Source organism: Yersinia fenwicki (assembly GCF_043099325.1).
In the GTDB taxonomy this organism is placed as follows: Bacteria; Pseudomonadota; Gammaproteobacteria; order Enterobacterales; family Enterobacteriaceae; genus Yersinia.
Genome location: NZ_CP170755.1, coordinates 4,654,293 through 4,667,533 on the forward strand (window position 1 = coordinate 4,654,293; position 13,241 = coordinate 4,667,533).

Genomic DNA, 13,241 nt, shown 5'->3' on the forward strand with positions numbered 1-13,241 from the left:
TCAGCGCACATCATTCCCGCATTATCGCGTCTAAATGTAACTTAGTTACATAAAATGCTTTATTTATCACCACTTACCCATACAACTAATGAGCTTGATCCCAGTTATAGCCGACACCGACATCAACTTTTAATGGCACGGCTAGCTGCATGCTTTGTTCCATCAGTTCGCGAATTTTGTGTTCGGCGCTTTCCACTACACTCTCATGCACTTCAAAGACTAATTCATCGTGTACTTGCATGATGACCCGCACCAAAGGCTCTGGTTCTTGCTGTAACCAGGTATCCACTGCAATCATCGCACGCTTAATAATATCAGCTGCGGTCCCTTGCATCGGCGCATTGATAGCCTCACGTTCAGCTGCTTTGCGACGAGTTGCATTACGTGATTGAATATCAGGTAAATAGAGGCGACGACCATCCAGAGTCGTGACATAACCTTGTTCGGCGGCTTGTTTGCGGGTGCGCTCCATATATTCCAACACACCTGGATAGCGCTCAAAATAGAGATCCATATAGCGCTGAGCTTCCCCACGAGGAATATTCAGTTGCCGCGCCAAACCAAATGCACTCATGCCATAAATCAAACCAAAGTTAATAGCTTTAGCACTGCGGCGCTGCTCGTTTGTGACTTTTTCCAGTGATAAACCAAAGACTTCAGCCGCAGTCGCGCGGTGGATATCCTTGCCAGCAGCAAATGCTGCCAATAACCCTTTATCCTGCGACAAATGAGCCATGATACGCAGCTCAATCTGGGAGTAGTCAGCCGCCATGATGCGGTAACCTTCTGGCGCAATGAAGGCCTGACGTATACGACGCCCCTCTTCATTTCGCACCGGAATATTTTGCAAGTTAGGATCACGGGAAGATAAACGCCCGGTCGCAGTTACAGCCTGATGATAAGAGGTATGAACTCGCCCGGAAACCGGATTAATCATCAACGGCAGTTTATCGGTATAGGTACTTTTCAGCTTCGCCAAGCCCCGATACTCAAGAATAACCTTCGGCAGAGGATAATCCAGCGCCAACTCGGCCAGTACCTCTTCGTTAGTTGAAGCCGCGCCGCCAGGGGTTTTCTTCAAGATCGGCAGTTTTTGTTTTTCATACAAAATAACCTGTAACTGCTTTGGCGAGGCGAGATTAAATGGCTCTTCAGCCAATTCGTGCGCTTGTTTTTCTAACTCATCAAGACGAATAGTCAGTTCTTTGGAATGCGCCGCCAATATATTCTGGTCAATCAATACGCCAGTCCGCTCGATACGGGATAAAATCGGCAGCAGCGGCATCTCAATTTCTTGGAATACCCGTTTGAGTCCTTCACTTTGCTGTAACTTCGGCCACAACACCAAGTGCAACTGTAGGGTAACGTCTGCATCTTCTGCCGCATAAGGCCCAGCTTGCTCTAACGCAATTTGGTTGAAGGTAAGTTGGTTTTTACCTTTACCGGCGATCTCTTCAAAAGTAATGGTCTTATGGTTGAGATAGCGCTCAGCCAGGCTATCCATATCATGTCTGCCGGCAACACTGTCTAAAACATAAGATTCCAGCATGGTGTCAAAAGCAATACCACGCAGATCAATGCCATAACGTGCCAGCATGCTTTGGTCAAACTTAAGATTCTGACCAACTTTCAGTGCCTTATCATCTTCCAGCAAGGGTTTAAGCTGGGCCAGAACCCAATCCCTATCAAGCTGAACAGGGGCATCCAAATAATCATGCGCTAATGGCAGGTAAGCTGCTTCACCCGGGGCCACTGCAAATGAGAGGCCAATTAAATTACTGCTGAGGGTATCAAGGCCGTCAGTTTCAGTATCAAAAGCAAAAACCTCTGCCTTTTTAAGCCGCTCAATCCAGTCGCTTAAAGATTTTTCATCCAAGATAGTCTGATAATTTTCTTGTGAGAGCACGGCAGTCACTTCAGCCACAGGTGCAGACTCTGGTGCTGCAAAAGCTTTATTGCTTACCTGCGCTGTTGGCCTATCTTTTTTACCATCCAGCCATTTGCCAGCCTCTACATCTGCGAGCCAGCGCTTAAACTCATAACGACTGAATAATTGATATAACTGCTCATCATTCGGCGCTGAGACGTTCAACTCATCACAAGTTATATCCAGTTCAACATCCGTTTTGATCGTGGCTAATTTATAAGAGAGATAGGCAACATCTTTATTCTGCTCTAATTTGGCCGACATCGTTTTTGCACCACGGAATGTCAGCGTGGGTATCTTATCCAAATGACTAAATAGCGAGTCCAGCCCCCCCAGACCTTGCAATAAAGCCTGTGCCGTTTTCTCACCAACACCCGGAACTCCCGGAATATTATCGGAGGAGTCACCCATCAGAGCGAGAAAATCAATAATCAGTTCAGGGGGAACGCCATATTTTTCGCACACTTCCTGTGGCCCTAAAATAGCGTTATTCATTGTATTGATAAGAGTGATATTTGGCGTAACTAATTGCGCCATATCTTTATCACCGGTACTAATTAATACGGCATGACCAGCTTTTTCAGCCTCTTGTGCCAAAGTACCAATAACATCGTCAGCCTCAACACCGGAAACAACCAATAAAGGCAGCCCCATAGCCTTAACCATTTGGTGAAGCGGCTCAATTTGAGCCCGCAAATCATCGGGCATAGGTGGGCGGTGAGACTTATATTCCGCGAAAAGCTCGTCACGAAATGTTTTACCTTTAGCATCAAAAACTACGGCGACATGGCTTGGTCGATATTGCAGCAGCAGACTGCGCAACATGTTCAACACGCCATACATCGCCCCCGTTGGCTCACCCTTGCTGTTGGTTAGCGGCGGAAAAGCATGGTAAGCACGATAGAGGTAAGAGGAACCGTCTACGAGGATTAATGGGTTTTCTGCAATCTGGGCCATAGAGTTTCTTCATCTTTATTCATCGAGGTCTGACGCTAAGAATGCCATAGCTAGCAGCAAGAGACGAATTTTAGCGTCAATTGTTGTGCGGAAGAGAGCATTTTTACATTGTGATCTTAAAGATCCAGCTTGTGGATAACTTTGTGAGTAAAAACATGCGCAGATTATATCTTTTGGCTTTTTTTTTATAGGGTAATATTTTACATCTTAATAATCATATAGTTATAGTTATTTATTTATTATTCCATTGTCATTATTTCGTTATCTGAATTGTGGATATTACTTATTCAGTTGCCATCACAAGGTCCGTTAATTTTACTTATCGTAAATTTATTGGTGCAGATTTTTTATTCCTTCTCGCAAACTTATTTTTATCTTTTTTCACCTTAAATATTGGCGACAACCTATCACTGAAATAGATAAATCAATTAAAAGCAACATTAAGATTAATAAGCTCGGTACTCGGTCGAGTGGTTATCACATTAGGTAAAGTGATGTTTTTATAGTGGGATAGAAACAAATTTGAAATGTCTGCATATTCGATAACAGAAAGAGGGGCTAATAAAATCCAGCCCCTCTTTTTATACTATTATTTCTGAGTCAGCAGGAACTTAACGACATCTGCATACTGTTTAACATAGGTATCCATTGAGCTGGTATCCATGCCATCATTTTTAATCATATATTTGCCATTAACAAACATGGCTGGTACACCACGTAGTGCTAAGTCTTCAGCTGCTTTTTGCTGCTGAACAACCAGAGATTTAACGACAAAACTGTTTAATGCTGCATCATAGTCTTCACCACTCACACCCGCTTTGATAAAGACGTTACGGATATCATCAGGGGTTTGTACAGTTTGCGTTTTCTGTACACCTTCAAACATCAGTGGAGTGATTTTCTCTTCAACACCTAATGCCATAGCAACAGCCCATGCTTGTGTTAGTTGCTTGCCCAATGGGCCAAGGAACTCAACATGGTAGCGGGTCATTTTAGTCCCTTCTGGCAGTGCTTTCTTTACCGCCTGAGGAACATGATAAATCTCTTCAAACTGGTAGCAGTGTGGGCAATAGAAAGAGAAGAACTCTAAAACTTGAGGCTCACCGGTTACCGGTTTGTTCAACGTCTGGTACTGGGTACCATCAGTAAATTGTGCAGCCGATGCACTGAATGCCATCACCATGCCAACGAGTGCTAACCATACATTTTTCATACTATAACAATCTCCATTATCTTAGCTTTAATACATTGGCATCAGCTGCAACGGGGGTGCCTGCAACAGCTTAACCTGTTCTGTAAATGATGCAGTCTGCTGTAACCAAAAATCAGACTCTGCCATCCACGGAAAACTTTTAGGAAATGCCGGGTCCTGCCAACGTCTGGCGACCCATGCAAGGTAATAAACCATCCGCATCGCGCGTAACGGTTCAATGAGTGCAAGTTCTCGCTGATCAAAATCAGCAAACTCACCATAAGCTTCTAACAGGATATCTAACTGGATAAGTTGCTCACGGCGCTCGCCGTGTAACAACATCCAAAGATCCTGAACCGCCGGGCCATTTCGAGCATCATCCAAATCGACAAACATCGGCCCATCGCGCCACAAAATATTGCCTGGATGGCAATCACCATGTAACCGCAATGATTGCCAATCTGTATGCCAATACTGCTTAATGGTACTAATCAGCAGGTCAGTTGTTGCCAGAAATTTATCCCGCTGTTTTGCTGGCACCAATTCACTGCTGGCCAGCAATTGGCGTGGTTCTGTCAGATACTCCTCAATCCCTATCGTTGAGCGAGCGACAAACAGAGTGTCACTGCCCACCTGGTGAATTCGGCCTAGATAACGCCCAACCCACTCTAATTGATCAAGGTTATCAATTTCATACTGACGCCCACCAACGCTCGGAAAAACAGTAAAGAAAAAGCCACCATGAGTATGCAAGGTATGCCCATCGAGCTGCAATGGGGCAATCACTGGGATTTCAGACTCTGCCAAATCAAGCGAGAACTGATGTTCCTCCCGGATTTGCTCGCTGCTCCAGCGCTCAGGACGATAGAACTTCACCACGTACCGCTTACGATCTTCGTCCATAAACTGATAAACGCGATTCTCGTAACTATTGAGCGCAGTTAACCCTGAATCTACTCGTAACCCCACACTTTCGAGGGCATCCATAATCAGGTCAGGAGACAATGTCTGAAAATTAAAAGCAGAGCTGTTCATAACAACATTCAGTCTATATAAGTGACAGCGGCTCGCTGAGAATAAGAAATAGTATCACCAAAGCCCCTATCTACGCAGACAAGGAGTATGACTAATCTTTAATAATGCCACGGGCACGCAATATGGCAGTTTTAAAGTCTTCTTCGTAATCTTTTTTCAGACCAGGAATCACTTCAGTTGATGCTGAACCTCGCATTTTTAGATGATAAATAAGAATATCGTCCGTGAGATCTGAGAATTTACCTTCAAAACCAGCCTCGTCTGACAGCTTTTGTAAAAACTGTACCAGATTTAAATCAGGTTCTTGCTGCCAGGCTGGATGTAAAAGCTCAATCAGTTCATTAACGCGATGACATTTCATAGCAAATTTATCCTATTTAAAAATATGCTGACAAAGTAGCAGGGATATTCACACAGGGAAAGAGAGCCTATTGTCAATAAAAGTAAATCCTGACCAATCCTGCTATTTAAAGATACAATTCGTCTGTCAGTTGAATGCAACGGAGTGATAGAAATGCAGCCCAATATTACAGGCGTTATACTTGCGGGAGGTCGTTCTTCTCGAATGGGAGGCAATGATAAAGGACTTACTGTTCTTCACGATAAACCGTTGTTTCAATATATCATAGATAGATTAAAACCTCAGGTTAACCATCTCCTTATTAATGCTAATCGTAATCAAGAGTTGTATCAAGCTAGTGGAGTACCCGTCGTTAGCGATATCATTACAGGCTTTGTCGGGCCATTGGCGGGTATGCATGCAGGGTTGAGCTATTCAGCTACTGAATGGGTTTTGTTTGCCCCTTGCGACGTTCCAGTGCTTCCAAGCAATTTAGCGTCTCAACTTTGGCAAGGAAAACAGCAAGCATTGGCGGCTTATGTTCACGATGGCGAGCGAGCACACCCGACATTAGCGCTAATGCATGTTAGCCTGAAACCACTTCTGGCTGAGTATTTGGCAAAAGGTGATCGCAAGCTCATGATATTTATGGATAGTATTAATGCTCAACCTATAATTTTCCGTGGGCAAAAAGATCAATTTAGCAACCTAAATACTCCCGCAGACTGTGACTTATGGGAACAGAGTAAAAGAGGGGGATTATGAGCCGCAAAACACCACCACTGTTAGGTATTGCCGCATACAGTGGTACAGGAAAAACAACATTACTCAAAAGCCTAATTCCTTTATTACAACAACGACAAATCCGGGTTGGCCTGATCAAACATACACATCACAATATGGAAATTGATACGCCAGGTAAGGATAGTTATGAGTTGCGCAAGGCAGGTGCATATCAGACCCTGGTTGCTAGTGATTGCCGTTGGGCGTTAATGACAGAAACTCCTGAGCAAAAACCATTAGATTTGCACTATCTTGCCAGCAGGCTGGATGCTGCAACTATCGATCTAATATTGGTTGAAGGTTTTAAACATGAGCCAATCAATAAAATTGCCCTCTATAGAGAAGCGGTAGGAAAACCTTACGTAGATTTGATTGATAAATATGTTATTGCTTTAGCAAGCGATGCACTGATAGATATCACTGTGAAACAATTAGATATTAATCAACCTGAACAAATTGCAGATTTCATTTGTAGCTGGCTTCAAATAAACCCATCAGAACCATAAAACAAAAAAGGCCACCCGCCAGGGTAGCCTTCTCTTTTATTTGGCTTTTCATGCACAAAAATTCACGCCAAACTCTTATTTCACACATAGCAAAAACCCCACGCTTTTGGCATGGGGTCTTGGCTTGATTTGATGCCTGGCAGTGTCCTACTCTCGCATGGGGAGACCCCACACTACCATCGGCGCTACGGCGTTTCACTTCTGAGTTCGGCATGGGTTCAGGTGGTCCCACCGCGCTATGGCCGCCATGCAAATTCTGTTTTAATTAACCCGCTACACAGTTTCCCGCACAGCCAGCCAATCCAATCTCGGAACTTCGCTGAAAATCAATCTCACTCTCTCAAATCCAAAACACCTTCGGTGTTGTAAGGTTAAGCCTCACGGATCATTAGTACTGGTTAGCTCAATGCATCGCTGCACTTACACACCCAGCCTATCAACGTCATAGTCTTTAACGTTCCTTCAGGGGGCTTAAAGCCCCAGGGAAGACTCATCTCGAGGCAAGTTTCCCGCTTAGATGCTTTCAGCGGTTATCTCTTCCGAATTTAGCTACCGGGCAATGCCATTGGCATGACAACCCGAACACCAGTGATTCGTCCACTCCGGTCCTCTCGTACTAGGAGCAGCCCCTCTCAATCTTCCAACGCCCACGGCAGATAGGGACCGAACTGTCTCACGACGTTCTAAACCCAGCTCGCGTACCACTTTAAATGGCGAACAGCCATACCCTTGGGACCTACTTCAGCCCCAGGATGTGATGAGCCGACATCGAGGTGCCAAACACCGCCGTCGATATGAACTCTTGGGCGGTATCAGCCTGTTATCCCCGGAGTACCTTTTATCCGTTGAGCGATGGCCCTTCCATTCAGAACCACCGGATCACTAAGACCTACTTTCGTACCTGCTCGAGCCGTCACTCTCGCAGTCAAGCTAGCTTATGCCTTTGCACTAACCTCACGATGTCCGACCGTGATTAGCTAACCTTCGTGCTCCTCCGTTACTCTTTGGGAGGAGACCGCCCCAGTCAAACTACCCACCAGACACTGTCCTCACCCCGGATTACGGGGCCGAGTTAGAACATCAAACATTAAAGGGTGGTATTTCAAGGTTGGCTCCATGCAGACTGGCGTCCACACTTCGTTGCCTCCCACCTATCCTACACATCAAGGCTCAATGTTCAGTGTCAAGCTATAGTAAAGGTTCACGGGGTCTTTCCGTCTTGCCGCGGGTACACTGCATCTTCACAGCGAGTTCAATTTCACTGAGTCTCGGGTGGAGACAGCCTGGCCATCATTACGCCATTCGTGCAGGTCGGAACTTACCCGACAAGGAATTTCGCTACCTTAGGACCGTTATAGTTACGGCCGCCGTTTACTGGGGCTTCGATCAAGAGCTTCGCCTTGCGGCTGACCCCATCAATTAACCTTCCAGCACCGGGCAGGCGTCACACCGTATACGTCCACTTTCGTGTTTGCACAGTGCTGTGTTTTTATTAAACAGTTGCAGCCAGCTGGTATCTGCGACTGGCTTCGGCGCCGAGAGCAAGTCTCTTTACCTAATGCCAGCGTGCCTTCTCCCGAAGTTACGGCACCATTTTGCCTAGTTCCTTCACCCGAGTTCTCTCAAGCGCCTGAGTATTCTCTACCTGACCACCTGTGTCGGTTTGGGGTACGATTTAATGTTACCTGATGCTTAGAGGCTTTTCCTGGAAGCTTGGCATCAACTACTTCACCACCGTAGTGGCTCGTCATCACACCTCAGCGTTGATAAGTAACCGGATTTACCAAGTCACTCCGCCTACATGCTTAAACCGGGACAACCGTCGCCCGGCTAGCCTAGCCTTCTCCGTCCCCCCTTCGCAGTAACACCAAGTACAGGAATATTAACCTGTTTCCCATCGACTACGCTTTTCAGCCTCGCCTTAGGGGTCGACTCACCCTGCCCCGATTAACGTTGGACAGGAACCCTTGGTCTTCCGGCGTGCGGGTTTTTCACCCGCATTATCGTTACTTATGTCAGCATTCGCACTTCTGATACCTCCAGCAACCCTCACAGATCACCTTCAACGGCTTACAGAACGCTCCCCTACCCAACAACACCTAAGTGTCGCTGCCGCAGCTTCGGTGCATGGTTTAGCCCCGTTACATCTTCCGCGCAGGCCGACTCGACCAGTGAGCTATTACGCTTTCTTTAAATGATGGCTGCTTCTAAGCCAACATCCTGGCTGTCTATGCCTTCCCACATCGTTTCCCACTTAACCATGACTTTGGGACCTTAGCTGGCGGTCTGGGTTGTTTCCCTCTTCACGACGGACGTTAGCACCCGCCGTGTGTCTCCCGTGATAACATTCTTCGGTATTCGGAGTTTGCATCGGTTTGGTAAGCCGGGGTGGCCCCCTAGCCGAAACAGTGCTCTACCCCCGAAGATGAGTTCACGAGGCGCTACCTAAATAGCTTTCGGGGAGAACCAGCTATCTCCCGGTTTGATTGGCCTTTCACCCCCAGCCACAAGTCATCCGCTAATTTTTCAACATTAGTCGGTTCGGTCCTCCAGTTAGTGTTACCCAACCTTCAACCTGCCCATGGCTAGATCACCGGGTTTCGGGTCTATACCTTGCAACTAGACGCCCAGTTAAGACTCGGTTTCCCTACGGCTCCCCTATTCGGTTAACCTTGCTACAAAATATAAGTCGCTGACCCATTATACAAAAGGTACGCAGTCACACCACGAAGGTGCTCCCACTGCTTGTACGTACACGGTTTCAGGTTCTATTTCACTCCCCTCGCCGGGGTTCTTTTCGCCTTTCCCTCACGGTACTGGTTCACTATCGGTCAGTCAGGAGTATTTAGCCTTGGAGGATGGTCCCCCCATATTCAGACAGGATGTCACGTGTCCCGCCCTACTCATCGAGTTCACAGCAAGTGTGTTTTTGTGTACGGGAGTATCACCCTGTACCCTGCGACTTTCCAGACGCTTCCACTAACACACAAACTGATTCAGACTCTGGGCTCCTCCCCGTTCGCTCGCCGCTACTGGGGGAATCTCGGTTGATTTCTTTTCCTCGGGGTACTTAGATGTTTCAGTTCCCCCGGTTCGCCTTGCATGGCTATGTATTCACCATGCAATAGTGCAACGAATTGCACTGGGTTTCCCCATTCGGGTATCGTCGGTTGTAACGGTTCATATCACCTTACCGACGCTTATCGCAGATTAGCACGCCCTTCATCGCCTCTGACTGCCTAGGCATCCACCGTGTACGCTTAGTCGCTTAACCTCACAACCCGAAGGTGTCTTTACAGACAACTTGCGTTGTAATTATTTGAGAGACTCTAATACAGGTTAATCCTTATCTCAGTACCTCTACGGAGAGATAAGTTTCAGCTGTATTGTTTCAATTTTCAGCTTGTTCCAGATTGTTAAAGAGCAATATCTTAAACACGACTTGTTAAAGTCATCTTTAAGATATTCAGTTGATAATGTCTTTCACACATTATCGGATTGGCGTCCCCAAGGGGATTCGAACCCCTGTTACAGCCGTGAAAGGGCAGTGTCCTAGGCCTCTAGACGATGGGGACACGAAGTTCCGATTAAACCGAAATCTAACCGTTTCGCGTCAGCATGAGTCGAAACTCACAACATCAACAGGTGCTCTTGCTCGTTTACATTCATCAGACAATCTGTGTGGACACTACGCAATGCGTATCGTTAGGTAAGGAGGTGATCCAACCGCAGGTTCCCCTACGGTTACCTTGTTACGACTTCACCCCAGTCATGAATCACAAAGTGGTAAGCGCCCTCCCGAAGGTTAAGCTACCTACTTCTTTTGCAACCCACTCCCATGGTGTGACGGGCGGTGTGTACAAGGCCCGGGAACGTATTCACCGTAGCATTCTGATCTACGATTACTAGCGATTCCGACTTCATGGAGTCGAGTTGCAGACTCCAATCCGGACTACGACAGACTTTATGTGGTCCGCTTGCTCTCGCGAGTTCGCTTCACTTTGTATCTGCCATTGTAGCACGTGTGTAGCCCTACTCGTAAGGGCCATGATGACTTGACGTCATCCCCACCTTCCTCCGGTTTATCACCGGCAGTCTCCTTTGAGTTCCCACCATAACGTGCTGGCAACAAAGGATAAGGGTTGCGCTCGTTGCGGGACTTAACCCAACATTTCACAACACGAGCTGACGACAGCCATGCAGCACCTGTCTCACAGTTCCCGAAGGCACTAAAGCATCTCTGCTAAATTCTGTGGATGTCAAGAGTAGGTAAGGTTCTTCGCGTTGCATCGAATTAAACCACATGCTCCACCGCTTGTGCGGGCCCCCGTCAATTCATTTGAGTTTTAACCTTGCGGCCGTACTCCCCAGGCGGTCGACTTAACGCGTTAGCTCCGGAAGCCACGCCTCAAGGGCACAACCTCCAAGTCGACATCGTTTACAGCGTGGACTACCAGGGTATCTAATCCTGTTTGCTCCCCACGCTTTCGCACCTGAGCGTCAGTCTTTGTCCAGGGGGCCGCCTTCGCCACCGGTATTCCTCCAGATCTCTACGCATTTCACCGCTACACCTGGAATTCTACCCCCCTCTACAAGACTCTAGCTTGCCAGTTTCAAATGCAGTTCCCACGTTAAGCGCGGGGATTTCACATCTGACTTAACAAACCGCCTGCGTGCGCTTTACGCCCAGTAATTCCGATTAACGCTTGCACCCTCCGTATTACCGCGGCTGCTGGCACGGAGTTAGCCGGTGCTTCTTCTGCGAGTAACGTCAATCACAAAGGTTATTAACCTTTATGCCTTCCTCCTCGCTGAAAGTGCTTTACAACCCGAAGGCCTTCTTCACACACGCGGCATGGCTGCATCAGGCTTGCGCCCATTGTGCAATATTCCCCACTGCTGCCTCCCGTAGGAGTCTGGACCGTGTCTCAGTTCCAGTGTGGCTGGTCATCCTCTCAGACCAGCTAGGGATCGTCGCCTAGGTGAGCCATTACCCCACCTACTAGCTAATCCCATCTGGGCACATCCGATGGCGTGAGGCCCGAAAGTCCCCCACTTTGGTCCGTAGACGTTATGCGGTATTAGCTACCGTTTCCAGTAGTTATCCCCCTCCATCAGGCAGTTTCCCAGACATTACTCACCCGTCCGCCGCTCGCCGGCAAAGTAGTAAACTACTTCCCGCTGCCGCTCGACTTGCATGTGTTAGGCCTGCCGCCAGCGTTCAATCTGAGCCATGATCAAACTCTTCAATTTAAGATTTGTTTGATTTGCTATGAGTTAACATAGCGATGCTCAAAGATTACTTTCTGCAAATATGCATTCGAACCGAAGTTCAAATGTGTACTGCTTTGGTCACTCTTCAAGACTTTGATATTTCTTCTGCCTGCCGAAACAGGCTTCGATATCGTCTTGCGAGTGCCCACACAGATTGTCTGATAAATTGTTAAAGAGCGTTCGCTACCCGTTTGCCTTGCGGCGAATCTTACGGTAACGCGGGAGGCAGATAATACGCTTTCCCGCTACAGAGTCAAGAGTTTATTTGGTTTCTTTCGAAGTCAAACTCAATCATTTCTCTTCCTGACCCGGCGAAGTGTATTTCGTTGTTCCCGGTCAGTGGAGGCGCATTATAGGGAGTTCCTGACAGCCTGCAACCCCTAATTTCAAAAAACTTTTCAACCGTGTTTTATTTCAGCAAAAAGGGGATAAAAGGCCAGAATTTAAACAATTATTAAGCTAAACATTAACTACTCAACTTAAACAGTAGAGTAAAATAGAAGTATAAGAAGATAGATAGGACAAAACACCATGCAGCTAAATACCCAACAGCAGGCCGCCCAGCGCAATCTTTCGTATCTGTTGGCCGAAAAAATTGGCCAGCGTATTCTTGCGGGGGAATATGAAGCCGGCAGTATATTGCCTGGCGAGATAGAGTTGGGGGAGCAATTTGGTGTCAGCCGTACCGCAGTACGTGAGGCAGTAAAGATGCTCGCCGCAAAAGGCATGTTATTACCGCGTCCGCGTATCGGTACCCGAGTGATGCCACAAACTAATTGGAACTTCCTTGATCAAGAGTTGCTGACCTGGTGGATGACCAGAGAGAACTTCGATCAAGTGATGCAACACTTCCTTATATTAAGGAGATCACTCGAACCTCAAGCCTGTTCCCTGGCGGCTATCAATGCCAGTGGAAAACAAAAAGCCCTGTTAGCATCCTTAATGACAGAAATGTGCGAGCTGCATGCCCATTTTAATCGCGAACGATGGATTCAAGTGGATGCCGAGTTTCATCAATTGATCTATGAGGCCAGTGGTAATCCATTTTTAACCTCTTTTGCTAATTTGTTCAGTTCGGTTTATCACAGTTACTTTCGTTCTATTACCGGTGATGAGGTGATTAAGCTGCAACACCATCAAAACATTGTCGATACTATTCTGGCCGGTGATAGCCAAGGTGCGTTGGTGGCTTGCCAAGTGTTATTGAAAGAGAAAGACTAACAGTCA

7 protein-coding genes, 1 tRNA gene and 3 rRNA genes are annotated in these 13,241 nt (G+C 47.0%); 3 read left to right on the forward strand and 8 right to left on the reverse strand.

Annotation, left to right across the window (positions count from 1 at the left end):
- Window positions 1-85 precede the first annotated feature (85 nt).
- The 4 genes from polA to ACF3VQ_RS21185 all read right to left on the reverse strand — a co-directional run bounded on the left by polA (window position 86) and on the right by ACF3VQ_RS21185 (window position 5,472).
- Window positions 86-2,884, reverse strand: a complete 2,799-nt coding sequence (gene polA / locus ACF3VQ_RS21170; protein ID WP_392432851.1) for a DNA polymerase I — start codon at window positions 2,882-2,884, stop codon at window positions 86-88.
- A gap of 589 nt (window positions 2,885-3,473) precedes the next feature.
- Window positions 3,474-4,097 carry a thiol:disulfide interchange protein DsbA gene (gene dsbA, locus ACF3VQ_RS21175; protein ID WP_392432852.1) on the reverse strand — a complete coding sequence of 208 codons (624 nt, stop codon included), beginning with the start codon at window positions 4,095-4,097 and terminating at the stop codon, window positions 3,474-3,476.
- A 27-nt stretch (window positions 4,098-4,124) separates the two neighbouring features.
- Window positions 4,125-5,111 carry a serine/threonine protein kinase gene (locus tag ACF3VQ_RS21180; protein WP_392432853.1) on the reverse strand — a complete coding sequence of 329 codons (987 nt, stop codon included), beginning with the start codon at window positions 5,109-5,111 and terminating at the stop codon, window positions 4,125-4,127.
- Window positions 5,112-5,202: 91 nt separating this feature from the next.
- Complete coding sequence (locus ACF3VQ_RS21185; protein ID WP_392432854.1) at window positions 5,203-5,472, reverse strand: YihD family protein; 270 nt, start codon at window positions 5,470-5,472, stop codon at window positions 5,203-5,205.
- 153 nt (window positions 5,473-5,625) lie between these two features.
- On the opposite strand from ACF3VQ_RS21185, the gene mobA reads away from it, so the two are divergent.
- A complete protein-coding gene (mobA, locus tag ACF3VQ_RS21190; RefSeq protein WP_392432855.1) occupies window positions 5,626-6,216 on the forward strand; it encodes a molybdenum cofactor guanylyltransferase MobA in 591 nt (196 codons plus the stop codon).
- A complete protein-coding gene (gene mobB, locus ACF3VQ_RS21195) occupies window positions 6,213-6,740 on the forward strand; it encodes a molybdopterin-guanine dinucleotide biosynthesis protein MobB (protein WP_392432856.1) in 528 nt (175 codons plus the stop codon). Before mobA ends, mobB begins: the two co-directional genes overlap by 4 nt.
- Window positions 6,741-6,874: 134 nt before the next feature.
- Here the strand turns inward: mobB and rrf are convergent.
- The 4 genes from rrf to ACF3VQ_RS21215 all read right to left on the reverse strand — a co-directional run bounded on the left by rrf (window position 6,875) and on the right by ACF3VQ_RS21215 (window position 11,993).
- Window positions 6,875-6,990: ribosomal RNA gene (rrf, locus tag ACF3VQ_RS21200) — 5S ribosomal RNA — on the reverse strand.
- A gap of 117 nt (window positions 6,991-7,107) precedes the next feature.
- Window positions 7,108-10,014: ribosomal RNA gene (locus tag ACF3VQ_RS21205) — 23S ribosomal RNA — on the reverse strand.
- Between the two features lie 225 nt (window positions 10,015-10,239).
- Window positions 10,240-10,315 (reverse strand) — tRNA-Glu (locus ACF3VQ_RS21210).
- A 135-nt stretch (window positions 10,316-10,450) separates the two neighbouring features.
- Window positions 10,451-11,993, reverse strand: a 16S ribosomal RNA gene (locus ACF3VQ_RS21215).
- The 16S, 23S and 5S rRNA genes sit together here with 1 tRNA gene alongside, the layout of an rRNA operon.
- 552 nt (window positions 11,994-12,545) lie before the next feature.
- On the opposite strand from ACF3VQ_RS21215, the gene ACF3VQ_RS21220 reads away from it, so the two are divergent.
- On the forward strand, window positions 12,546-13,235 hold the full coding sequence (locus ACF3VQ_RS21220) for a FadR/GntR family transcriptional regulator (RefSeq protein WP_392432857.1): 690 nt from the start codon (window positions 12,546-12,548) through the stop codon (window positions 13,233-13,235).
- Window positions 13,236-13,241: the final 6 nt, after the last annotated feature.

What these genes read in the sequence shown, in the direction of transcription:
- ACF3VQ_RS21185 (WP_392432854.1), bottom strand. Translation starts at nt 5,472, where the DNA reads ATGAAATGTCATCGCGTTAATGAACTGATTGAGCTTTTACATCCAGCC.
- ACF3VQ_RS21220 (WP_392432857.1), top strand. Translation starts at nt 12,546, where the DNA reads ATGCAGCTAAATACCCAACAGCAGGCCGCCCAGCGCAATCTTTCGTAT.
- polA (WP_392432851.1), bottom strand. Translation starts at nt 2,884, where the DNA reads ATGGCCCAGATTGCAGAAAACCCATTAATCCTCGTAGACGGTTCCTCT.
- dsbA (WP_392432852.1), bottom strand. Translation starts at nt 4,097, where the DNA reads ATGAAAAATGTATGGTTAGCACTCGTTGGCATGGTGATGGCATTCAGT.
- ACF3VQ_RS21180 (WP_392432853.1), bottom strand. Translation starts at nt 5,111, where the DNA reads ATGAACAGCTCTGCTTTTAATTTTCAGACATTGTCTCCTGACCTGATT.
- mobB (WP_392432856.1), top strand. Translation starts at nt 6,213, where the DNA reads ATGAGCCGCAAAACACCACCACTGTTAGGTATTGCCGCATACAGTGGT.
- mobA (WP_392432855.1), top strand. Translation starts at nt 5,626, where the DNA reads ATGCAGCCCAATATTACAGGCGTTATACTTGCGGGAGGTCGTTCTTCT.